Here is a 23,247-nt window from a genome sequence, read left to right on the forward strand (position 1 = left end):
TGGTCAATTTTGCTGCGCAAGTCAATAGTTAATTGAGGGCGGATAGTAAGATTCACAACTGACGATTCACAATTCACGATCTTTCAATATTCTTAGATTGTCAATGGTCAATTTTGCTACGTAAGTCAATGGTCAATTGAGGGCGTATAGTAAGATTCACAATTGACAATTCACAATTGACGATTCACAATTCACAATCAATTTCAATTTCACGAAAAAATCTCCAAACACTCTGATTACTAGTTAAATATTTTCATCACATAGTGAATAATATAATATTTTTTACTATTTTAGTTTTACAAATTAAAACTTATACAATATGAAAAATTTAAAAAAGCTCAACAGAGAGCAACAGAAACAAATTAATGGAGGTGCTATTAACAGATGCAACAATACCAACAGACCTTGTTCTATAGGATGGTGCTGTAACGGAGTATGTTCACCGTATGCATGTATTGATCCGGAGCTTTAAGGATTATATCTTTTGTCTTAATAATTAAATCAATGGATATGAAACATTTAAAGAAACTCAACAGAGAACAACAAAGCCAAATCAACGGCGGAGCTATTCAAAAATGTAATGCAACCAGACCCTGCACCATTGGATGGTGTTGTGAAGGAGTTTGTAGACCATCTGCCTGCATTGAATTTTAAGAGTCTTATCTTTTTATTTAATTAAAATTATTTAATATGAAAAATTTAAAGAAGCTCAACAGAAAGCAGCAAAGCCAGATCAATGGCGGAGCTATTCAAAAATGCAGCGTAACAAGACCATGTTTCATCGGTTTTTGCTGTCAGGGTGTTTGTATGGAATACGACTGTATTGAATAAAATGGATTTTTATTAATAACTAAAACTATTGATATGAAAAACCTTAAAAAACTCACGAGAAAAGAGCAACAGAACATCAACGGTAGCGGAATGATCAAAAAATGCCAGACTCATACCCAATGTGGATTCGGAGAATGCTGTGACAGTGGCATGTGTCTGCCTTCGCCCTACCCAATGTGCGGACCTATTCTTGAATAATATAGGTATTTATGAATTAAATTTAATTTTTGAACATCTGCTCCGGCGGGTGTTTTTTTATTTTAAAAAGCGGTTCTGATCTGTTTTAAACTTTAATTAATCCTTAATTTTGCGGCTTTCCTTCATAGTCTTAATTTTTTGAATTATTTTTGCATATCCTAAAAAATTACGTTTTGAATTCCAGAGACGAACTTATCTTTAATCCTGCCGATATCGCCGAAACTCTTAGCAATCTTCATGCTGACGAGAGGCTTCTGGCATTTTTAAAGGTTCCAAAAGAATACAAGGCGGAAGTTTTTTCTCACCTTGACCCTGATTTCCAGGAAGACACCATCAGAAGTATCGGAAGCGAAGAGGTTTCCGAGATCCTGAACGGAATGACTCCGGATGACAGAACGGCCCTTTTTGAGGACTTTCCGGATGAGCTTATCAAATATTCCATCAATCATCTTAATCCGCAGGAAAGAAGAATTGCCCTGAAACTTCTGGGCTATAATTCAGATTCCATTGCCCGTCTGATGACGCCTTACTACATCCAGATCCGTAAAGAATGGACGGTAAAAAGATGTCTGCAACAGATCAAAAAGGTCGGAAAAAGAGTGGAAACCATGAACCACCTTTATGTGGTGGATGAAAGAAACCGCCTGATTGATGATATTGCTCTTGGAAGCCTTCTGTTGGCCGAGGAAGATACTTTGATCTCCGATATGACGGATAATCATTTCGTGGCGATCACAACCGTCACTTCAAAAGAGGATGCGGTAACCTATTTTGAAAAATATGACAGAACCGCTCTTCCCATCATCACGGAGGCCGGTGTTCTTGTAGGCATCGTAACGATTGACGATATCCTCGACCAAATCGAACAGCAGAATACGGAAGATATTCAGAAATTCGGGGGTCTTGAAGCCTTAGATGATCCATACACACAGACTTCTCTGGTGGAGATGATCAAAAAAAGAGGAACCTGGCTGATCATTCTTTTTTTCTCGGAAATGCTGACCGCTTCTGCGATGGGCTATTTTGAGGATGAAATTCAGAAAGCCGTTGTTCTTGCACTGTTTGTTCCACTAATTATTTCCAGTGGAGGAAATTCCGGATCTCAGGCTGCAACGCTTATTATCCGTGCCATGGCTCTTCAGGAAATCGGTCTTAAAGACTGGTGGTATGTAATGAAAAAGGAGATTTTCACAGGACTTGCTTTGGGTAGTATTCTTGGGGTCATCGGCTTTTTAAGGATTATGGTATGGCATGAGGCAGGATTTTTCAATTATGGAATGTATTGGCCATATGTAGGTTTAAGTGTTGGGGTCTCTCTGGTGTTAATCGTTCTTTGGGGAACACTCTCAGGCTCTATGGTTCCTTTTATTCTGAAAAGAATGAATCTTGACCCTGCTACTTCTTCTGCTCCCTTTGTAGCCACTCTGGTAGATGTTACCGGTCTTATTATTTATTTTTCCGTAGCCGGACTTTTCCTGACAGGAAAACTTTTGTAATTTAGGCAGACAAAGTCTGAATATGAAAGTTGTTTCTTTAGTACCCTCTATCACAGAGGCATTATTTGATCTTGGTCTTACTGAAAATGAAGTTATTGGCAGGACAAAATTCTGTATCCATCCTGAAAACAAAGTAAAAAACGTAGCCGTCATAGGTGGTACGAAAAATATTAATATTGATAAAATAAGAGCTTTGCAACCGGATCTTATCCTCGCCAATAAAGAGGAAAACATCAAAGAGCAGGTAGAAGCCCTGATGGATGACTTTAAGGTCCTTGTGACCAATGTGGAGACCATTGAAGATAATTATTACCTTCTAAAAACCCTGGGAAACACCTTCAATAAAGAGGAAAGAGCACAGCAGTTCAATCTTAAGATCTACGATATTTTAGAACAGGCTAAACTCGATGCTCCCGTAAAAGCAGCTTACCTTATCTGGAAAAATCCTTATATGACCATCGGAGCAGATACTTTTATCCATAAGATCCTGGCTGAAATAGGTTTCGAAAATATTTTTAAAGATAGAACCCGGTATCCTGAAATTCAGATGGATGATCTTGCTGATGCAGAGGTTATCATGCTATCTTCCGAGCCTTTTCCTTTCAAAGAAAAACACATCGAGGAAATGAGCGCATTCTACCCCGATAAAAAGATCATGATCGTGGATGGAGAGGCGTTTTCCTGGTATGGAACTCATATCGCAAAGTGTGAGGATTATTTTAAAGAATTGCTGGCTGAAATTCATGCGATGCAGCGATAGTATTTTAACAACAAAAGATTCAAAAGTTTTTAAACACTTAAGTTTTTTATAAGTTGCAATGCAAATCGCATAGAAGAACACTTAAGTTATTTGAAAATCAAAGATTTTCATATTGACACGAGGCTGTTCACGCCAAATATTTCAATACACCACCCTACTGGCGGCTGAGGCACTCGAAGCCACCAGTTTGCACAAAAAAGCCCCGACTTTACATCGGAGCTGATATTTTACATTTCGTGCTGAAATTTCAGTTACAAAATTTTGGAAACCTCGTTACAAAGCCATTCCAAAAGTTCACGGTCTTCAGCTGTGAACGGATCCACTGTATGGGAATCAATATCAATCTGACCGATATTCTGACCATCTTTAAATATGGGAACCACGATCTCAGCTTTTGTATCAATAGAACAGCTTAGATAATTGCTTTCCTGGTGAACATCCGGAACTACGAATGTTTCATTGGAAACAGCAACCTGCCCGCAAATTCCTTTTCCATAAGGGATGATAGTATGATCTGTAGGTGCTCCCACGTAAGGGCCTAATTTCAGCTCATCTTTATCTCCGTTCTTAAAGTAGAATCCTGTCCAGTTGAAGTAAGAAATTTCCTGATCCAGCAGGTGACATACTTTCTGAAGTTTTTCTTCTGTATTATGTTTTGGACTTTCAAGAATAGAGGAAAGTCTTTTCTTTATTTCTGACATATTATTTTATGTTTTAGGAGAATTGTTTGAAGGAAAGTTCTTCTTTGTAGCCGAACATTCCACGCTCTTTTATCATTTCTGCAACGCCTTCCGGAACCTGGTTTTCCCAGCCTTTAACGCAACATGCAATTTTTCTTAAGATCTCTCTCGAATAGATTCCCAGGAAATCAGGATTGTGATTGGTGATATCTACGATACGGTTGTTGTGCTTGAAATATTTGTAAAGCTCTTTTAGATTCTCTTCCACTTTAAGGTTTGAAGAATCCAGCAATTCATGGGTCTCAGGATCTTTGTAAGGATAAAGATATACCCTCATCCCATTTCTGAAGAACTTTCCGAATGCTTCCAGAATTCCTCCCGAAAGATCTTTATAATACTTTTCATCAAATACCATCAGAAGGTTATTCACACCCATAGCTACACCGATATCTCCGCTTGTGTATGACGCAAAATAATCGATCAACCTGTAGTATTCCGAGAAGTTTGAAATAATAACCGTATACCCTAACTTGCCTAGAATATCCACCCGGTCCATAAAGTCTCTTTCATCGATATCTCCGTCTGCCCTAAGGTTTGAAATGGTAATCTCAATCAGGACTTCTGTTTGTTCATGGGTACAGATCGCATCTTTCTGGAACATCTCAAGGCCGTTTTTAAGCATATCGATATTCACCTTCGTTACGGGTCTGAAACTTCCTCTTACCGCAAAAATATTCTTCTTGTACAACACATCGGCAGGAAGCATATTGCTCCCCTGAGAATTGAAAATCACGGCATCCGTCATTCCATTCTTGACAAGCTGAAGTGACATCAATCGGTTGTCAACATAATCAAAAGCAGGTCCGCTAAAATCGATCATGTCAATTTCAAGACCGTCTTTGGCAATGTCGTCGTATAAAGATTCGATTAAATTTCTTGGATTGTCGTAGTAGTTGAAAGCTCCGAAGATAAGGTTTACCCCGAGGTTTCCTAAAGTTTCCTGTTGTAAGGTGGCATCATTCTCATTAAATTTTACGTGGATCACGATCTCATTGTAACCTTCGTTTTCTTTGGTCTGGAAACGGATTCCTACCCAGCCGTGGCCTTTGAGTGTTTTGTCGAAATTAATCGTCGTTACCGTGTTCGCATAAGAGAAAAATTTTCTGTTTGGATTGTTTTCCCTTGAAATCCTTTCTTCGATCAGCGCTACTTCATACCGGAGCATTTTACGGAGTCGGTTTTGAGTAACATATCTGTTTTTCGCTTCTTTTCCGTAAATGGCATCACTAAAATCTTTGTCGTAAGCAGACATCGCTTTAGCAATTGTACCGGAAGCCCCTCCTGCTCTAAAAAAGTGACGAACAGTCTCCTGCCCTGCTCCAATTTCTGCGAAAGTACCATAAATAGTAGGATCTAGATTAATTGTTAATGCTTTTTGTTTAGGAGTTAGTTTCTGATACATTAGGACGTAAAATTTTTCGTAAATTTACCAAAATTAAACCAACCTCAAAAGAAAATGAAGTTGAAATTTTTAGGAACCGGTACTTCCCAGGGTGTGCCCGTTATAGGCTGTACATGTGAAGTATGTACTTCCGAAAATCCCAAAGACAAGCGTTTCCGCTCCTCAGTAATGATTACTACAGAGGAAAGCAGAAAAATACTGATCGATTGCGGACCGGATTTCAGAGAGCAAATGCTCCTTAATCACGAAAATAACGTAGATATTGCACTTCTTACCCACGAGCACAATGACCATGTGATCGGGCTTGATGATATGCGCCCACTGATCTTTAAAAGTGGGAAAAACATGCCCCTTTATTGCTACGAAAGGGTTGGAAATGAGGTTAAAAAACGTTTTCCTTATGCTTTCGCTGATGTGAGATATCCGGGAGCTCCGGCCTTCGATCTTCACGAAATTGAAAATAAACCTTTCCGCGTTCTGGATACGGAGATCACGCCAATTGAAGTGATTCACTATGAAATTACCGTCTTCGGGTACAAGTTTAAAAACCTTGCGTACATCACGGATGCCAATTTCATTTCAGACGTAGAAAAAGAAAAATTACAGAATCTGGATGTGCTGGTTTTAAACTGCATCAGAAAATTTGATCCCCATCCTGCCCATTTTATCCTTCCTGACGTCATCGCCCTGTTTAAAGAGCTTAAGCCTAAAAAATTATTTTTAACACACATCAGCCACCATCTTGGACTGCATGATATTGAAGATAAGGATCTTCCGGAAGGAATGCATCTGGCCTACGATGGTTTGGAGGTAGAATTTTAAAATTTTTCTCTCAAAAAGCTTTTGAACATTAAAAAAAGTTTATATATTTGCACACCAATTTAACACATGCCCAGTTGGCGGAATTGGTAGACGCGCTAGACTCAAACTCTAGTATCGAAAGATGTACCAGTTCGATTCTGGTACTGGGTACTAAAACCTCTGAAATCAATGATTTCAGAGGTTTTTATTTTTTACAATAATACAATTCACTAAAAACTCAAAGCCGACAACTCATATCTCCCTTTAAACTGAATAAAATCCTCCACCGTATACTCCGGGCACGCCCCTTCCTGTGAAGTAATGAAAGCTCCCAACGAAACAGCCTGAGACATAATCTCATGAGCAGAAGATTCTTTTTGCAACCTTTTTGATAAAAATCCAGCTAAAAATGAATCGCCGCTACCGACGGTATCTTTGACCTCAACAGGAATTGTCGGGTACAGATAAAATTGGTCTTCATGGGCATAAAGAGCACCTTTACTTCCTTTAGATACAATGATTTCGCGGATTCCAAATTGATCCTGCAGGTATCTGATGCTGTCTTTTTCATCCTTATATTCTTTCTTAAAAAAATCAAGGACCATGCGGAGTTCAGCTTTATTAAATTTGGCTAATTGCGTTTTATGCAGTAATTCATTGATAATCCTGATATCGTAATATGGTTCTCTCAAATTGATATCAAAAACATTATAAGAACTCACTTCCAGCAGCTGAAACAAAGTGTTTTTTGACTTTTCATTCCGGGCGGCCAGTGTTCCGAAAACCAAAGCATCGGCATTACTGAGCACCTTCTGATTTTCCTGAGTCGGCTCAATAAAATCCCAGGCTACATTTTCTACAATATCATAATGGGCGTCATTATTTTCATCCACTGAAGCAATCACTGTACTCGTGGGATGCTCTCTTGTGATCTGGATATGATCTGTAGGAATCTGCCAGTTTTTAATTTTCTGCAGCAGCTTATGACCGAGCTCATCATCACCAACACTGCTGATCATTTCCACATCAAGACCCATTTTAAAAAGATGATACGCCACATTGAATGGTGCACCGCCAATCCTTCTCTGCTCTCCCGGAAAAATATCCCAAAGAACTTCCCCAAAGCAGACTGCTTTATATTTTTTTTCTTCCATGATTAATTTAAATATTTCAGATATATGGACTCATACGTTCCGTTATCTATCAGTAAATTACTAAAAATTCTATTCGTATAAACAAAATGGATTGTGAATCATGATTTTTTAATGAAAATTTCACGTCCTTATCTGTTTACATTTTTATTATTAAAATGAATACGCCTGAACGGAGAACTGAAGAAACGCATTGTTATTAACCGGATTCCACATCGCCCATATCCCAACGGGAATCTTATAGCCTTCAATGGTAAAGCTCTTTGAAAGGATAAGACTTATCTCATTGAACCCTGCATCTTTTGCAAAGAAATTGTTCTTCTCTCCGTTGCTGTTGTTCAGCGCAAAGCTATAGCCTACTCTTCCCCTTACTTCCAGACTTTCTTTTTTGTACACAGGATATTCTCCCGAAACAAAAGTTGAATATTTATTTTCTGTATTAATGCTGTTCCGGTCTCTCCCAAAAACAACCGTATTCCAACTGAGCACTAAGGGAAACTGCTCACTCATGGTGTAATAGGACCTGAAATCCCAGAAACGACCGGTTTCGCGGGCAGAATAATTAAAATACTCCTTATTGTTATAGGTGGCACCGGGAGAGAAATTATAAATATCCCAAAGTTCTAAAACGAGTTTTTTGTTTTTATATCCGATGTAATGATTAAATTCCTTGTAAGAACCATCAAAATTACCCCCTGCCCAAAAACCTCCGTAGAAATTTTTAAAATCCAGATGAACATCTCCAGTGTAAATAAACCCTGCAGATACTTCCAGCCCTCTCCACAAGTGACTGTTCCTAAGCTGCAAGGCAGAATGCAGCTCCTGTGCGCTCACCGATATACTCCCTACGACTGCTGAGAGAAAGAATAACAGATTATATTTAAGCATAGTGTGTTTTTTAATGAAAATCGGTTAGATAATAAGATCTTTCTCGCGTATACGGGATCCGAACAGCGCGTAAGCCAGCATTAATAATTCACAGATTACGGTAAGGAACCACGTCCATCTCCATGAGCCTAGAATATCCGCCAAACTTCCCTGTACAAGGGTAAAAACAGCACCTCCAAATACGGCAGAAATAAAGATTCCTGAAGCTTTTGAAGTATATTTATTCAAACCTTTTATAGACAGGGAATAAATACAGCTCCACATGGAGGAATGCAGAAGACCTATCGCTACGAGAAACCACAGATTCTGTGTAATCATTGAAACCAAAGCAAGTATTGTTGCTAAAACCGTTGTTACTGCCAGCTGTGTTCTGGCTGAAATATTGCTCAAAAAACTTGATACCGCTCTGCCTATAAGAAATCCGCCCCAGTATAAGGTAGACAATAAAGCATGAATTCCCAGATCCATTCCGCCAATGATGATATCTGTTTTCCCAAAGAAAGTGACCGGATGTCCGGAATCCATTAGTTCAAAAGCATATAAATTGATATTCGCTCCGATGGCCACTTCTGTTCCTACGTAAAAGAAAATCGCAAGAACACCGAGTACAAAATGCCTGAAAGACCAAATACTTCTTTCCAGCTTTTCTCCCGCCACCGCTCTGGTATGGGCAATATCGGGAAGATGAAGCCTTTTCGTGATCACGATAATAATCAGGATGCACAGAATAAGTATTGCAAGTGGCAACAGCAATTGTTTGATCTCTATTTTTTCAATTGAAATCCCGCTGAACATGATTACCGTAACGAAAAACGGTGCAGAAGTGGTTCCTATTGAATTGATAGCCGTTAAAATATTTAAACGTTGTACAGGCTGGGTTCCTTTTAATTCATAAGAAGCTGCGTAGGGATTGACAACCACCTGAATGACCGCTGCTGCAGTTCCCATTAAATAAGACCCGATCACAAAAATCACAAAGCCAAAAGGAATCACCGCATCTTTGACATTGAATTTCAGATCCGGATACTGAGCCCCGAACCATGAGGAGCACAGATACATAAACAGTCCCGAGATCATAAAGAAAAGTCCGCGGAGAATTGTGTTTTTATAACCGAAAGCATTCACCCACTTACTTCCCAAAGTTCCGTTCAGCAGATAGCCCAGAAAAAAGAAAAAGGAGATCAGCGTGGTGAATGTATTTTTAAGTCCTCCGGCCTGACTCAGAAACGTGAATTTCAAAGGAGCCTGTAGCTGTTCGTTCACGGTGGTCAGAAAGCCCACGATGAAGTAGATGAATGTTATAATAACAAATGGCAGGATCGGGTTATTCGCCTTTGATCCTGAAGGCTGGATATCAGAATTTATAATCATGGCCAATTATTTTATGATTGATTTTAAAACCGGACCGGTTCCTTTATTTTTAATCTGATCTGCAAACCGGGTATACAGGTCCACAAATTTTTCAGATCCTTTTAAATCAGCTCCTTTAAAAGCCGATAAACCTAAAAAAGCAAGGGGATCCTGACTCATAATCAGGTGCTCATCAGCTTTTGTCACCCATGGCTCTCCTATTTCATAAGAGTGTCCGTGGTCATCTGTTCTATATTTGAGATAATGTCTGTAGGAAGCGGTAAGAAAAGCTACACGTGTCAGATCCATGCCTGCTTTAATCAAGATAATCAGATTGGGAATGATATACACCGGGAATTTTGAAATCCCATCGAAACATAGCCTGCTTACCTGATCACTCACGCTGTGGTTAGCAAATCTTTCGATCAGTGTTTTTTTATAATCCTCGAGATCCGTATTTTTGGGAGCCGGAACTAAAGGTGTAATATCCGTATCCATGAAATTGCGTACAAATTTTACTACATCCTGATCTTCCATGGCCTGATCCACCTTTCGGTAGCCCATCAGAAAAGAAGGATAAGATAATAACGTGTGTGATGCATTGAGCAAGCTCAGTTTCATATTCTCAAAAGCAGTCACATCATCTGTAAATTCCACCCCAGCTCTTTCCCAGGCGGGTCTTCCTGCAATAAAGCTGTCTTCAATCACCCATTGTGCAAAATCTTCACAATAAACAGGAGCCAGATCTGAAATTCCGCTTTTTTGGTTCAGTCTTTTCACATCTTCAGGAGATACAGCAGGTGTAATACGGTCTACCATGCTGTTTGGAAATGAAACATGAGTTTTCATCCACTCCGCCAGTTCTTTATCCTGAGCTTCTATGAATGCTGTAAAAGCTCTTTTAGCCGTATTCCCATTGTGCTGTAGGTTATCACATGAAAGAATCGTAATCCCTCCATTATTTTTCATTTTCCTCCGGCGAAGTCCTTCAGCAACAAATCCAAAGACCGTGGAAGGACTTTCTGGATTTTTTAAATCATGCTGAATCTTTTCATCGTTCAAAATAAACGCTCCTGTTTCTTTATCAAGATTGTAACCGCCTTCAGTGATGGTTAATGTGATTATTCTGATAGCAGGATCGGCAATTTTGTTGATCACGGCTTCCGGGTCTTCAACTCCCCAGATTAACTCCCGTAATGATCCTATTTTGTACACCTCATCGGTTCCGTTTCTTCCGCAGACGGTAAGGGAATATTCAAGATTCTGGGCTCTTAAGTTGCGAACGATATTTTCGTCGGAAGGCAGCAGACAGACTCCACAGATTCCCCATTGCTTCTGGTCTTCAGATTCCAGTATGGCATTAGTATAAAACTGCTGATGCGCCCGGTGGAAATTTCCAACACCGATGTGCAGAATTCCTGTAGTGATTTTTTTGGCATCATAATGATAAGAAATGGTATTCATATGCAAAGGATTATTAATACGTTAGTCAATGTGTTAAAACTATATTAACAATCAGTTCATCTTCAGTTTTTTTTATAAAATTTACACTGGGAACGTTCCCGAAAGTCAGGGAACGTTCCCAATTGCTTATTTTTTTATTAATTTTAGCAAAAAACATGGGCTGATGAAACGCATAACCATTAAAGATCTTTCGAAATTTTTGTCATTATCGACCTCTACTATCTCCCGGGCGCTGCTTCATGATAAAAATGTAAGTTATGAAACCAGGAAACGGGTACTCGATGCTGCGGATCAATTGGGATATAAACCTAACCTTACGGCTTTAAATTTAAAATCCGGACAATCCAAAACGATAGGCGTGGTCGTTCCGGAGATGATCACTCCATTTTCTGCAAAGGTTCTTGAAGGGATTCAGAATGTACTGTATCCTCTCGGCTACAGGCTTGTCATTACCCAATCTGATGAAAATCCACTTATTGAAAGAAAAAACCTGCAGCTTCTGGAAGGGTTCAATGTAGACGGGATCATCATTAATTTATGCCATGAAACTTATAATAATGATCTCTACCAACAAATCATAGATCAGGGAACGCCTTTGGTCTTTTTTGACAGAATTCCAGATAAATCTTTACATGTTTCGAAAGTAGTTGTGGATGATTATATCAATTCATCCTTAATGGTGGAATACCTGATTAAAACCGGAAGAAAAAGAATAGCCCACATCATGGGGCCGCAGACCATCCGGAATGCCGTGGAAAGAGCCAACGGCTATAAACGTATTATGACCAAGTACAATATTTTCGACGAAGATCTGATCATTAATACGGAAGGAATGAGCTTTGATTACGGGAAGGAAGCTGTGAAGCAGTTGCTCCATAGAAATATAAAGTTTGACAGTATTTTCGCATTCAGCGATACTTTAGCGATAGGAGCGATGAATTTTCTCCTTGAAAATAATATTAAAATACCCGGCGATGTGGCTGTAGCCAGTTTTTCAGGAACGGAATTATCTACGATCGTTTATCCTCAGCTGACCAGCGTTCAGCAGCCTTTGATGAAAATGGGAGAAACCGCCGCGGAACTGATGCTTGAGAAAATAAAAGACAGCTCAGCACCAGGCAGAACGGTTTTAATGGATGCGGAGTTGGTGTATAGGGCTTCGACTTTGTAAAAGTATCAATAATTTAATACTTCACACTTCGACTTCGCTCAGTGTGACATCGCAAATAGTATGCTGTTTCGAAGAGCATTTTATTATAAACCGTCTTTTTTTAGGGGATTAAAAAAGGTGTATTTTAGGTAGCGAAACCTTATAGGTTTTAAAAACCTATAAGGTTTGATTATATTTATTTTTTATTTTACTCCCAAAGTTTTAAGATTGAATCAGAATTTCTCTCACCAGTGGCGAGAGTTTTGAAAAATCTTTTACTTCAGGTTTTGTTTTAACAGATTTAAACAAAAAAAATCCCATCCCCAGATATTTTCTAAGGATAGGACTCTCACCTAAATAATAAAAAATTGTTTCAGACTACAATGAACAGACCTGCAATAGTCTGCGCTTCGCTTGTTGTAAGAACTTCATCATAAGCTGCAGATCCAGCCGCCGCTCCGAAAGCTGTGGCTGTATTGAATCCCGCTTGATTTGTGTTATCTTCTCCTGCGTACACTGCATTGGTGGCAGCAGGCATATTTCCTCCGTTGGCCAGTTCTATCCAACCTTTATTGGCCCGCATTCTTCTCACCTGTGAAGCATGTCTTGCCTCCACGGAATGGATCTGAAGTGCTGCCTGTAATACGGCTTTATTAGACATTACATTTCCAGCCTGTCCTTTATATGCACGAACTCCAGTGTCTTCAAAAGCCTGAGCCAGAACGAGAAATTGGTTATAATCTGTGAAAGGCGTAAAATTTCCGCCCGCCGTAAAATCAAAAGTAGGTTTTGGTTTTGGAGCTTCTCCAAGAGAAGTCAGGGTACTTTTAAGAAAACCTACGTGTGCTGATTCATGTTTTGAGATCTGCATGAAAACAGGTCGGTCTGAATTAGGAATCAGCCCGGCTGCTGCCAAACCTATTGCGTAATATTCATTTTCAAGGTATTCCAGGACCAATGCCAGCTGTAAGGCATCCGTCAAAGCACTTTTAAAAAAAGTCGTGGATGTTGACTGATCTACAATTTCCGCTTTAGCAGGAGTAGATATTAATGCTCCCAACCCTAATGGAATGGAGGCTACCGCTGCCTTTTTACCAAACGTTGACATATTGGTAATTGTTTCTAATCTTGTAGCTTCTGTGGTAAAAAATTTATCGTTAGAAAGCTTATCTAGTAATTTAAGAATGTTCATAATGGTAGATTTTGAAAATGAATAATTAGCTGATTCCTCTTTCTTTCCATGTGAAAGGAGTTTTTATAAATCCTCCTGCCGCCATGACGATATCTTTAGGTTCTTTGGCAAGGTCCAGTCCATTGGCATCAATCACATCATCACCTGAGAAATCCGCAGATCCGGGATTAATAATATTCCTGATCGCGGAAGCATGTCTTGCCTCTACAGAAACAATCTTTCCGGCAATCACCAGATACGCCGGGTTGGTAATATATTTCCCAGCCCCGTTGTAAGCTGCCACTCCTGTATCTTCCAAAGCTTTTGCTGTGGCGAGAACAGAATTTCTGTCGTTAAAATTTACGTTAGCATACTGGAACTGAAGGGTAGGTAAAACATTCGCAGTTACACCACTTATTGCCGCTTTAAAAAAGTCGCGGTGAATAACTTCATGATGATAAAGATCTGTAAAAAGGTCTTTTTCAACACTTGAAATTCCAGAGTAAAAATTGTTAACTACTTTAGTATAAAAATCAGCTTCCAGCTGTTCCAGTGCGTAGGCGTAGTTCAGAACTCCGACATCTCCGGTACCGAGGTCAAAAACCTGCCCGTTGTCTGTCATTCCGAAATCATTGTCGTCATCACAACCGATCAGTGTAAGTCCTGCCATAGCCAGTCCTATACCGCCGAGTTTCAAAAAATTTCTTCTGCCTGTATCCAGAGTTGCTCCCTGGTTAGAAACATTAATAGTTTTTTTCATAATATTATAGGTTTGAGTGTTATTGGATTCTCAAAAGAGGAGAAAAAAACAGCATAATAAATTATGCTGCTTAAAAACTAAAACATTACGGCATCAACACCGTATCAATCACGTGGATCACACCGTTTGACTGATTCACATCCGCGATCGTCACTTTTGCACTATTTCCTTTAGCATCCTGCACATAAAGATCTTTTCCTTTTGTCCAGAAAGTCAATCCTTCTCCTTCTACCGTTTTCATCATACTTTTACCGTTTCCGGCTTTTACGGCTGCCCAGATGTCTTTAGCACTGTATTTCCCTGCAAGCACATGATACGTTAAGATTTTGGTAAGCATTTCTTTGTTTTCAGGTTTTACAAGAGTTTCCACTGTTCCTTTCGGAAGTTTTGCGAAGGCTGCATCTGTAGGGGCCAGTACAGTAAAAGGTCCTGCTCCCTGCAGAGTCTCTACCAGACCCGCTGCTTTTACAGCTGCTACCAAAGTTTTGTGATCTTTAGAATTCACAGCGTTTTCAATGATATTTTTAGATGGATACATCGGCGCACCGCCTACCATTACTGTTTTTTCTTTCATCGTTTGTGCAGTTACCTTCCCACTGAAAGCGAATGATAAAGCAATCATTCCTAAAACTGCGATTTTTGAGCCTGTGTTCATTTTGTTGATTTTTTAAGTTAATATCTATTTGACTTGTGTTCTTAGAATCATTTACGAGGTAGTTTATGTTTTGGATTTAAAAAATTTGATTTTTTATTGAAAATTTCAAAATCCGTTATTTCTTTTTAGAATCCGGAACAAAATCGAGGCAGACAGAATTCATACAAAACCTTTTACCGGTGGGATTCGGGCCATCATCAAAAATATGTCCGAGGTGGGAATCACATCTTCCACACAATACCTCAGTTCTTGTCATGTTATGGGAAGTATCTTTTCTGTAGACTACACTATTTTTACGCAGCGGCTCATAAAAGGACGGCCATCCGCAGGTTGTTGCAAATTTTGAAGTGGAAACAAAGAGAGGATTTCCACAAACCGCACAGAAATACGTTCCTTTTTGATCGAATTCATCATACTTTCCGGTGAAGGCTGTTTCAGTAGCTCCTTCTCTGGCCACCTGATACAATTCTGGCTTAAGGATTTTTTTCCATTCCGTATTGCTCACTTTCAAAGACGCGGTCACCGTACGGGAGTAGTAAGGGTTCTTTGTTTTAAAATTACCGGACTGGGCAAAATTCTTTTCTGCAGTGACAACCAAAAAGAAGACTAAGGTTGTTTTTACGATTATACTTTTCATATTCGATAATTTTAAACGATTGCTTAAAATCATTTACGATATAAATGTTTTTTCGGATGTTGTTTATTATATCTTTTATTTTATTACATTTGAAATGAAAATCATACACTATTAAAACAACCTATTCGGAAGAAGAGCTTATCGTTTTATTGAAAGAAAAAAACGAATCTGGCTTTCACTATTTGTACGACCACTATGCAGGAGCACTGTATGGGGTGGTTCTCCGAATTGTTCAGTCGAAAGAGTACACTGAAGAGATTATTCAGGATGTTTTCGTCAAAATCTGGAATGCCATTCATCAGTATGATTCATCAAAAGGTAAATTCTACACCTGGATGATTAATATTGCCAGAAATACGGCGATAGATTATTTAAAATCAAAAGGTTTCCAAAACGAACTTAAAAACCAACCACTTCCAGATTTCGTATATAATTCTGCAGAACTTTCCACGGCCAATAATTCATCTGATTTTATTGGATTTAATAATGTACTGAAAGGTCTGGAACTTGATAAACAGGAACTTATCGACTTAGCTTACTACCAGGGCTATACTCAGAACGAGATATCGGAAAAGCTGAAAATACCCCTTGGAACGGTGAAAACCAAAATGCGAAATGCGCTGATGAAATTAAAGGATTTGTTAAAAGATTATCAATAAATTGAACACTAAAGAATACATATCATCCGGAATTATAGAATCTTATATTCTAGGTCTTGCTTCTCCTGAGGAGGCAGGGATTTTGGAGTGTGTGATGAAAAACAATGCTGAAGTAAAGGCGGCTTTTGAAGAAGCGCAGCAAACTTTGGAAGATTTGGCGACAAGCCAGGCCGTGACACCGCCAGCCGATCTAAAATCTAAGATATGGAATAAGATCCAGCAGGAACAGACTGAAGAAGTACAGCCTGTGGTTATCATAGATATTCCCACTGCGAAACCTCAAGAGGAGATTAAACCTCAACTAGATATTAAGCCTCAGAGTAAAAGCAGCTGGAAAACGTATGCAGTTGCCGCTTCTGTATTATTTCTGATCAGTGCGGCAGGAAATCTTTTCTGGATGAATAATCAGTCTGAAACCAGAGAGGAAATGGCTAAAATACAGACCGAGAAAAAAGCTCAGGATCTCGCAATGCAAAAAATGAATCAGAAAATGGAAATGGTTTCCAATCCTGATATGCAGATGGTCATGCTGAAAGGCGTAGAAAAACATACCGATTCCAAAGCCATGGTTTTCTGGGACAAAAAGACAAAAGAAGTCTATCTCAACGCCGAAAGTCTGCCAAAAGCTCCTGAAGGGATGCAGTATCAGTTGTGGGCGATCGCGGATGGCAAACCTGTAAACGCCGGTATGTACACCGAAGAGAAAGACAGCAAAATAGCCCTCGCACAGATTCCAAACGCGCAGGCATTCGCTATTACCCTTGAAAAGAAGGGTGGCAGCGCAGTTCCTACGATGGAGAATATGTATGTGATGGGCGGAATCTAAGATCTGCTTACTGCATTTTCATGTTTAGCTAACAAACTTTTCCTATTGGTTGAGTAAATAACGAAATATAAGTTGGAACAGCTTTTTCATGTTCATCAGCCTCTTGTTAATCACAGGAGGTTTTATTTTAAAGCTAATAAATAAGGTAGTAGTACTTTAGAATTAATTATCCTGTCTTCTGTCTATTTTCAGCTCCCTTTCCACCTCATTTACGTTCGGTAAAGGAAGATCATAGCTTTCAGTGATATATTTCAGGACTTCTTCTTCTGTTTTATCATTTATTTTTCTGATAAAAAGATGATTGGTCATTTTTAAAAAAAGAATAAGCTCATCTGCCGTCTGTTTCTTTCCGAATATGGACTTTTCAATGACGGCTCTTTTATCATCGTTCACAATGAGATCATTGAAAGAAGTGTTCATCAGGACCGTCTGAAAAAATGATTCTGCCGGCAGAAATGTATGCAGATAATAATCCTCAAAATTCATCACTCTTTTATTATTGGCGAGAAAAGCGCAGGTATCCCTTGTAAAGATCACCCACTTCCCTCCTATGTAGGGCGTAACATCCTTCATAAACTCCCTTTTATACATCATCGATGAGATCTTATAAGACAGTTCTGTAAAATGATTCTGTATCCTCTGCAAGGTATCCGGGCGATAAAACTTCTGATCATAATAGAAAAGATAATTCCTTCCCTTATTTGCTGTCAGGAATTTCCTGATGATATTCTGTGATTTTAAAGGATAGTCCTCCCCGCTCAGATTAACGAAATAATCCCATTCCTGGCTTACATTAAGCAGAAACTCCATGGCATCCAGCTCAGCCTGGATCATACTGAAACCGCCGGAAACGATATTGATGCTTTCAAGAATATAAACATTGGGAAACTTCACGAGGAACATCTGGATTTCATCGGTGATTTCCTCCTTCGCCTTCCGGTCGATATGAATCAGGTAAAACTGATCTCTCGTATAAATCTTCTGAAACATGGCTTTGAATACTTCCGGCTTATGATGTATCATAATAAAGTAAGCAATTCTCACATGCTGATCCGAGAGGGATGCTAAAGTCTGGGGCTGAGGTCTGGTAGAAGGAGCGGAAGTCTTCATAAGAACGGATTTAAAATCATCCGCTGGGGCAAACAATTCTGTTAACGTGCGAAAGCTACGAATAAATTTTTGATAATCAATTATTTAAAGCAATTATTATTCAGTTTATTTATTGTATTTTTGCAAAGCATTTATAAGAACAGGCCTCTGCCTTTTGCTATTCTGTAACAGTTTAAAATCTTCATTTTTCTCTTTCAGTTTTGCTTTTTCAGCTGCCCGACTGCTTTCCTGATTTTCAGGTTAAAAAAAAAGCGGTTATTAAAATTCAGAACGGCATGGGTTCATCAGGATCCTGCTTTAAGAATGAGAACGATACGATATTGCAAAGCTCAGTACATATATTCGCAAATGGATGTATTGTCAAAGTTAATGCAAAGTAAAATAATAAGTAAAGATAATGTATCTGCATGGATATCCATTATTTTTATACAAGACAACAATTCAGATCTTAACCGATTTGGCCACTCAGAACCGGATGTCCGGTAGTTTATAATGAGTTTTAAAAATTTAAATTTAATAAATCCTATAGTCCGCGCCGTTACAGAAGCCGGATATTCCAAGCCCACAGAGATACAGTATACCGCTGTTCCACATATTTTAGCGGGAAGGGATATTATAGGATATGCTCAATCCGGTACAGGAAAAACTGCGGCATTTGCCATGCCCATTCTGCAGTTGTTAAAAAGAAATACACCCGATCATAAAGAAATACGCACATTAATCTTAACGCCAACCCGGGAATTGGTCCTGCAGCTGGAAGAAAGTTTTAAAGTGTACAGCAAATATTTACCCTTATCCCAGCTTTCCATCTTTGGAGGCGTTTTGTCAGGAAGCCAATTGGCAGCTCTGAGAAAAAGAGTGGATATTCTTATTGCAACTCCCGAAAGATTACTCAATCTGGTAAGCCAGAGACATATAGATCTCTCTAAAATCGAAATACTGGTTTTGGATGAAGCTGACCAAATGGTTGATATGGGATTCACAGAAGATGTGAAAAAAATCCTGAAACTGATTTCTCAAAAAAGACAGACCTTATTCTTCTCTGCAACAATGCCGTCTGATGTCCGCAAATTTGGGGACGCCATGCTGAATAACCCTGTTGAGATCACCATAGACCCGGTTTCATCTCCGGTGCAGGCCATTAATCAGTCCGTTTACTTTGTTGAAAAGACTCAGAAAACAGATTTACTGATCAATATACTGCAGGATGTATCTATTTTACGTTCACTGGTTTTTACCCGCACTAAGCAGGGCGCAGACAAACTGGTTAAACAATTGGAACGTACAGGAATTTTTGCAGCCGCTATTCATGGGAATAAATCCCAGACCGCAAGACAACAGGCTGTGGAAGATTTCAAAAACAGTAAGATCCGTGTTTTGGTAGCTACCGATATTGCAGCCCGGGGAATCGACATTGAAGAGCTTCCGTATGTAGTTAATTACGAGCTTCCTGATGTCCCTGAAACCTATGTTCACAGGATTGGAAGAACCGGAAGAGCAGGAATGAAAGGAACAGCCGTTTCTTTCTGTGACGAAGGAGAACGTTCTGATCTAACCAATATTCAAAAACTGATAGGCTTTATAATGCCTGTCGCAAAACTCCAATATTTACACTAAATCATAATAATATAATACCCGGATTCTATTTCTGAGAGTTTCAGAAAAAAGTCCACAAAATAATACAACAATTTTAATACAATTACAATGCAAGAAGGCACAGTAAAATTTTTCAACGAAGCAAAAGGTTTCGGATTCATTTCTCCAGCAGACGGGAGCAAAGACATTTTTGTACACTCTTCAGGATTAGACACTAGATCTATCCGTGAAAACGATAAAGTAGTTTTCGAAGTACAAAAAAGCGACAAAGGTTTAAATGCAGTTAACGTAAAGTTAGCATAGTTTGAATATAACGTTTAAGCGAACATTGGCTGGTAAGTAGCAATACTTTTCATTCGATGTCCGTTCAAAACCTCTTACTTGATGTGAGAGGTTTTTGTATTGAAACATGACATATTCCCCCAAAATATCCTAAAGTTTGGCTTCCGTTCCTTAAAAACGGCTATATCCTGCTATATTTGTCACCTAAAAAGTAATTCTACAATTATCATCAATGAATTTATTATACGTTAACTGGGATGTAAGTCCCGAAATTTTCAATATCGGTGGGTTTCCTCTGAAATATTACGGGATGTTATTCCTTGCCGGACTTGTTTTATGCTACACGATCTTAAAGACCATCTATAAAAAAGAGAATCTAAGCCAACCGGCCCATGAAGCGCTTTTTTTTTATGCATTTATAGGAATTTTAATGGGTGCCAGATTAGGACACTGTCTGTTTTATGATTTCGATTATTATTCCCAACATCCGATCGAAATATTCCTTCCGATCCAGAAAGGAGTCGACGGAGCCTATCATTTTTCAGGATATGCAGGACTGGCAAGCCATGGCGGCGGAATCGGGCTGATCATTATGCTTTTGGTTTATGCCAGAAAATTCTCGATTAAGTTCATGACCGTTCTTGATGTCATCGCCATTGCGACTCCTCTAGCCGGAGCATTTATCAGGCTTGGAAATCTTATGAATTCTGAGATTATCGGAACGCCGTCTGATGCTCCCTGGGCATTTATATTTAAACATGTCGATAATATCCCGAGACACCCTGCACAACTGTATGAGGCGATTTCTTACCTAACAATCTTCCTTGTGGTGTATTTTATTTACACGAAAAATATCTTTAAGGTGGGAAAAGGTTTTTACTTCGGAATCACGACTCTGCTTATCTTTATTGTTAGATTCTTTGTGGAATTTATAAAAGTAGATCAGGTTGATTTTGAAAAAGGAATGAGCCTGAATATGGGCCAGATTTTAAGTATCCCGTTCCTGTTTTTGGGACTGTTCTTTATTATTAAAAGCATCCGTGAGAAAAGAGAAGTGAAAGTTTCTTAGTCTTAAAAATATACAATTAAAACATCAGCGGAATCCATGGATTCCGCTGATGTTTTTTTAGCTATGATCAATAAAAAATTGGCTTAAGGTTATTAAGCCAATCCGCATTCTTCAGTGAGAATACTTACATCCACATATATATTCTAATTATTGCACTTGGTCATTTTCTTCTTCAAATCTCTGTGCACTCATACGAGTTCGTCTGATTTGTTTAATATTTCAAAATTGCGCAAAACAATGGAAAATTAAAAGAAACAGCTATCAAATAAGGCTTTAGGTCTATGAAGGAGTTTGAGAGTCGGAGGGTTTTAGAGTTTTGAGATGCGGGGTTCGTGATTGAGGTTTTTCATTGTGGCTTTTTAATTCAAAATTCAAAATCCACGATTCATAATTCACTATTGACTATTGACTATTGACCATTCACTCACTCATCTCATCCCTCTTAATCTCAGCCTTTACCTTAGCCTAAAACTCTATAGAAGGCTTGTAGGTTCTGCCGATCGGAAGCTTTTTGCCGTTCACCTGTATCATACTCGCGGAACGAACTTCAATTTTAGACCTGGAGACGATATATGACTTATGGATTCTGACAAACATCTTCGGGTCCAGGCTTTCTTCTATCCGGCTGATCGGCATTTTAACGGTAATCGTTCCCGATTTAGTATGAACATGAATATACTCGCGCAAGCTTTCAATAAAGAAGATATCGTGAAGAATGATCTTAATCTGTTTTTTTCCGCTGCTGATGAAAATATGCTCCCGGTCCGCAGCCTCGAGAAGCGCTTCTTCCGCATTCATAAGATATTTGAACTTTTCAACGGCCTTTACAAATCTGTCATATGGAATGGGTTTCATCAGATAATCCACAATATCAAGCTCATACCCTTCCACAGCGTACTGATGATAAGCAGTCGTGACGATCACAAGAGGTGGATTTTTCAATTTTTTAAGGAAATCAAAACCTTTGACTACCGGAAGATGCAGGTCCAGAAACATTAAATCTATTTCATATCTGTTCAAAAGGCTTCCGGCATAAACGGCGTCGGAACATTTGGCCACCAGATGAAGCTCTTCATCCCTCGAAATAAAATTTTCAAGAATCTCCGCGGCTATCGGTTCATCTTCTACGATAAGGCAGTTGTATTTTTTAGAAACGGGAGGTGTCATTAAAGTCAATAATTAAGGTTACAATATACCGGTCATTTGTACTTTCAACGGTGAGAATATGCTTTGGATAAAGCAGTTCAAGTTGTCTGCGGATGTTTTTCAGTCCTATTTTGGTGGAACTTCCGTGAGGTTTTTCTTCTTTTGAGTTTTCAATATGGTAATGAAGCACGCCGTTTTTAAGCTGAATATCAATATGAATAAAACTTTCACCTAAAGTTTCAGAAACTCCATGTTTAAAGGCATTTTCTACAAACTGAATCAGGATAAGCGGTGAAATTTCCTGCGAAGGATTGTCGATATCTTCATTAAAACGGATCACCAGATCATGATGCCGGATCTGCTGAATCTGGAGGAAATCTTTGATATTTTCTACATCTTTGTCAATGGAAATAAAGCGTTCGGCTGCCTCGTAAATATTATACCTCATCACCTTGGAAAGCTGCAGGATTACATCAGGCGTTTCATCTGCTTTTTTAAGGGCCATTCCGTAAATATTGTTAAGCGTATTGAACAGAAAATGGGGATTGATCTGGGCTTTCAGCATGGTCAGTTCCTGGTCCAGCTTCTCTGATTTCAGCAGTGAAATCTGTTCTTTCAGAAGGTTTTTCTGTCGGGTAATTTCTACCCCAAAGATAAGACCTGCCATAAATATTAGATCCATAAAAGAATTAAATGCCACCAATCCGTTGATAAACCCTGAAGGTTGCTTTCCATCCAGCGTTTCTACAACACCATAAATGTGAGGATAAATAATATAATGAGTGAAAAATCTATGAATCAGAACCGCTGCAACAATAATAAAACAATAGAGCATGTAGCTGAGAAATCTCCTTATTCCGGTTTTCTCATACACATACAGCAGCGAATACGCCAGGGGCATTTTAATCAAAAAATATCCGAGTTCCAGAACAATGCTATTCTGAAGCCTGGTCTGCCATTCCACATCAGGAAACTGATATCTGGACCAGTAAAAGTCCAGATATACCTCCAGAGTATAATACAATATCCAGAAGAGCAGATGAACATATAATTTTGATTTTCTGTCTGGCTTCAAAACTAATAGGTTTTACTATGCAAAATACCA

Annotated in this window: 25 protein-coding genes and 1 tRNA gene; 13 read left to right on the plus strand and 13 right to left on the minus strand. The window is 38.9% G+C overall.

What is annotated here, in order from left to right:
• Positions 1 to 319 precede the first annotated feature (319 nt).
• From N0B48_RS03455 to N0B48_RS03475, 5 genes are all read left to right on the plus strand, one after another.
• Positions 320 to 472: a bacteriocin-like protein gene (locus tag N0B48_RS03455; RefSeq protein WP_156122694.1), complete on the plus strand. Its 153-nt coding sequence runs from the start codon at positions 320 to 322 to the stop codon at positions 470 to 472.
• A 218-nt stretch (positions 473 to 690) separates the two neighbouring features.
• A complete protein-coding gene (locus tag N0B48_RS03460) occupies positions 691 to 831 on the plus strand; it encodes a bacteriocin-like protein (RefSeq protein ID WP_259836780.1) in 141 nt (46 codons plus the stop codon).
• A gap of 33 nt (positions 832 to 864) precedes the next feature.
• Positions 865 to 1,029 carry a bacteriocin-like protein gene (locus N0B48_RS03465; RefSeq protein ID WP_259836782.1) on the plus strand — a complete coding sequence of 55 codons (165 nt, stop codon included), beginning with the start codon at positions 865 to 867 and terminating at the stop codon, positions 1,027 to 1,029.
• Between the two features lie 173 nt (positions 1,030 to 1,202).
• Complete coding sequence (gene mgtE / locus N0B48_RS03470) at positions 1,203 to 2,525, plus strand: magnesium transporter (RefSeq protein WP_259836784.1); 1,323 nt, start codon at positions 1,203 to 1,205, stop codon at positions 2,523 to 2,525.
• Positions 2,526 to 2,547: 22 nt separating this feature from the next.
• Positions 2,548 to 3,285, plus strand: coding sequence for an ABC transporter substrate-binding protein (locus tag N0B48_RS03475; protein ID WP_259836786.1), 738 nt, complete (start codon positions 2,548 to 2,550; stop codon positions 3,283 to 3,285).
• Positions 3,286 to 3,536: 251 nt separating this feature from the next.
• On the opposite strand, the gene N0B48_RS03480 is transcribed toward N0B48_RS03475, so the two are convergent.
• Both N0B48_RS03480 and N0B48_RS03485 read right to left on the minus strand, forming a co-directional pair.
• Positions 3,537 to 3,986 carry an XrtF-associated fRMsr-like GAF protein gene (locus N0B48_RS03480; RefSeq protein ID WP_034726722.1) on the minus strand — a complete coding sequence of 150 codons (450 nt, stop codon included), beginning with the start codon at positions 3,984 to 3,986 and terminating at the stop codon, positions 3,537 to 3,539.
• Positions 3,987 to 3,999: 13 nt separating this feature from the next.
• The gene (locus N0B48_RS03485; protein ID WP_259836787.1) at positions 4,000 to 5,427 is read right to left on the minus strand and encodes a TonB-dependent receptor; all 1,428 of its coding nucleotides are present in this window, start codon (positions 5,425 to 5,427) and stop codon (positions 4,000 to 4,002) included.
• 54 nt (positions 5,428 to 5,481) lie between these two features.
• Between N0B48_RS03485 and N0B48_RS03490 the strand changes: the two genes are divergently transcribed.
• Both N0B48_RS03490 and N0B48_RS03495 read left to right on the plus strand, forming a co-directional pair.
• Entirely contained in the window at positions 5,482 to 6,249 is a 768-nt protein-coding gene (locus tag N0B48_RS03490; RefSeq protein ID WP_259836788.1) for an MBL fold metallo-hydrolase, read from the plus strand.
• 68 nt (positions 6,250 to 6,317) lie between these two features.
• Positions 6,318 to 6,399, plus strand: a tRNA-Leu gene (locus N0B48_RS03495).
• 59 nt (positions 6,400 to 6,458) lie between these two features.
• On the opposite strand, the gene N0B48_RS03500 is transcribed toward N0B48_RS03495, so the two are convergent.
• The 4 genes from N0B48_RS03500 to N0B48_RS03515 form a co-directional block, all read right to left on the minus strand.
• Complete coding sequence (locus tag N0B48_RS03500; protein ID WP_259836789.1) at positions 6,459 to 7,382, minus strand: carbohydrate kinase family protein; 924 nt, start codon at positions 7,380 to 7,382, stop codon at positions 6,459 to 6,461.
• Positions 7,383 to 7,532: 150 nt separating this feature from the next.
• Positions 7,533 to 8,267 carry a hypothetical protein gene (locus N0B48_RS03505; protein ID WP_259836790.1) on the minus strand — a complete coding sequence of 245 codons (735 nt, stop codon included), beginning with the start codon at positions 8,265 to 8,267 and terminating at the stop codon, positions 7,533 to 7,535.
• A 24-nt stretch (positions 8,268 to 8,291) separates the two neighbouring features.
• The gene (locus tag N0B48_RS03510) at positions 8,292 to 9,638 is read right to left on the minus strand and encodes an MFS transporter (protein WP_259836791.1); all 1,347 of its coding nucleotides are present in this window, start codon (positions 9,636 to 9,638) and stop codon (positions 8,292 to 8,294) included.
• A 6-nt stretch (positions 9,639 to 9,644) separates the two neighbouring features.
• Positions 9,645 to 11,081, minus strand: a complete 1,437-nt coding sequence (locus N0B48_RS03515) for a mannitol dehydrogenase family protein (protein ID WP_259836792.1) — start codon at positions 11,079 to 11,081, stop codon at positions 9,645 to 9,647.
• A gap of 163 nt (positions 11,082 to 11,244) precedes the next feature.
• Here N0B48_RS03515 and N0B48_RS03520 point away from each other — a divergent pair, with 163 nt between their 5' ends.
• Positions 11,245 to 12,252: a LacI family DNA-binding transcriptional regulator gene (locus N0B48_RS03520; RefSeq protein ID WP_259836793.1), complete on the plus strand. Its 1,008-nt coding sequence runs from the start codon at positions 11,245 to 11,247 to the stop codon at positions 12,250 to 12,252.
• Positions 12,253 to 12,604: 352 nt separating this feature from the next.
• On the opposite strand, the gene N0B48_RS03525 is transcribed toward N0B48_RS03520, so the two are convergent.
• The 4 genes from N0B48_RS03525 to msrB form a co-directional block, all read right to left on the minus strand.
• Entirely contained in the window at positions 12,605 to 13,423 is an 819-nt protein-coding gene (locus tag N0B48_RS03525; RefSeq protein ID WP_259836794.1) for a ferritin-like domain-containing protein, read from the minus strand.
• A 25-nt stretch (positions 13,424 to 13,448) separates the two neighbouring features.
• Complete coding sequence (locus N0B48_RS03530) at positions 13,449 to 14,162, minus strand: ferritin-like domain-containing protein (protein WP_034730812.1); 714 nt, start codon at positions 14,160 to 14,162, stop codon at positions 13,449 to 13,451.
• An 85-nt stretch (positions 14,163 to 14,247) separates the two neighbouring features.
• The gene (locus N0B48_RS03535; RefSeq protein ID WP_259836797.1) at positions 14,248 to 14,817 is read right to left on the minus strand and encodes a fasciclin domain-containing protein; all 570 of its coding nucleotides are present in this window, start codon (positions 14,815 to 14,817) and stop codon (positions 14,248 to 14,250) included.
• A gap of 115 nt (positions 14,818 to 14,932) precedes the next feature.
• Positions 14,933 to 15,454, minus strand: a complete 522-nt coding sequence (gene msrB, locus N0B48_RS03540; protein WP_259836799.1) for a peptide-methionine (R)-S-oxide reductase MsrB — start codon at positions 15,452 to 15,454, stop codon at positions 14,933 to 14,935.
• A 149-nt stretch (positions 15,455 to 15,603) separates the two neighbouring features.
• On the opposite strand from msrB, the gene N0B48_RS03545 reads away from it, so the two are divergent.
• Complete coding sequence (locus N0B48_RS03545) at positions 15,604 to 16,113, plus strand: RNA polymerase sigma factor (RefSeq protein ID WP_259836802.1); 510 nt, start codon at positions 15,604 to 15,606, stop codon at positions 16,111 to 16,113.
• Between the two features lies 1 nt (position 16,114).
• Entirely contained in the window at positions 16,115 to 16,939 is an 825-nt protein-coding gene (locus N0B48_RS03550; RefSeq protein WP_259836804.1) for an anti-sigma factor, read from the plus strand.
• Positions 16,940 to 17,101: 162 nt separating this feature from the next.
• On the opposite strand, the gene N0B48_RS03555 is transcribed toward N0B48_RS03550, so the two are convergent.
• Entirely contained in the window at positions 17,102 to 18,049 is a 948-nt protein-coding gene (locus N0B48_RS03555) for a beta-1,6-N-acetylglucosaminyltransferase (protein ID WP_259836805.1), read from the minus strand.
• Positions 18,050 to 18,541: 492 nt separating this feature from the next.
• On the opposite strand from N0B48_RS03555, the gene N0B48_RS03560 reads away from it, so the two are divergent.
• The 3 genes from N0B48_RS03560 to lgt all read left to right on the plus strand — a co-directional run bounded on the left by N0B48_RS03560 (position 18,542) and on the right by lgt (position 20,996).
• On the plus strand, positions 18,542 to 19,666 hold the full coding sequence (locus N0B48_RS03560; RefSeq protein WP_259836806.1) for a DEAD/DEAH box helicase: 1,125 nt from the start codon (positions 18,542 to 18,544) through the stop codon (positions 19,664 to 19,666).
• An 87-nt stretch (positions 19,667 to 19,753) separates the two neighbouring features.
• Positions 19,754 to 19,948, plus strand: coding sequence for a cold-shock protein (locus N0B48_RS03565; RefSeq protein ID WP_034730837.1), 195 nt, complete (start codon positions 19,754 to 19,756; stop codon positions 19,946 to 19,948).
• Between the two features lie 211 nt (positions 19,949 to 20,159).
• Positions 20,160 to 20,996 (plus strand): prolipoprotein diacylglyceryl transferase, encoded by an 837-nt coding sequence (lgt, locus tag N0B48_RS03570; RefSeq protein WP_259836808.1) that lies wholly within the window; start codon positions 20,160 to 20,162, stop codon positions 20,994 to 20,996.
• A 465-nt stretch (positions 20,997 to 21,461) separates the two neighbouring features.
• On the opposite strand, the gene N0B48_RS03575 is transcribed toward lgt, so the two are convergent.
• Both N0B48_RS03575 and N0B48_RS03580 read right to left on the minus strand, forming a co-directional pair.
• Positions 21,462 to 22,163 (minus strand): LytR/AlgR family response regulator transcription factor, encoded by a 702-nt coding sequence (locus tag N0B48_RS03575; protein ID WP_259836810.1) that lies wholly within the window; start codon positions 22,161 to 22,163, stop codon positions 21,462 to 21,464.
• Entirely contained in the window at positions 22,144 to 23,217 is a 1,074-nt protein-coding gene (locus N0B48_RS03580; protein WP_259836812.1) for a sensor histidine kinase, read from the minus strand. Before N0B48_RS03580 ends, N0B48_RS03575 begins: the two co-directional genes overlap by 20 nt.
• Between the last annotated feature and the right edge of the window lie 30 nt (positions 23,218 to 23,247).

The sequence above is a fragment of the Chryseobacterium herbae genome (assembly GCF_025154075.1).
Lineage (GTDB): Bacteria > Bacteroidota > Bacteroidia > Flavobacteriales > Weeksellaceae > Chryseobacterium > Chryseobacterium herbae.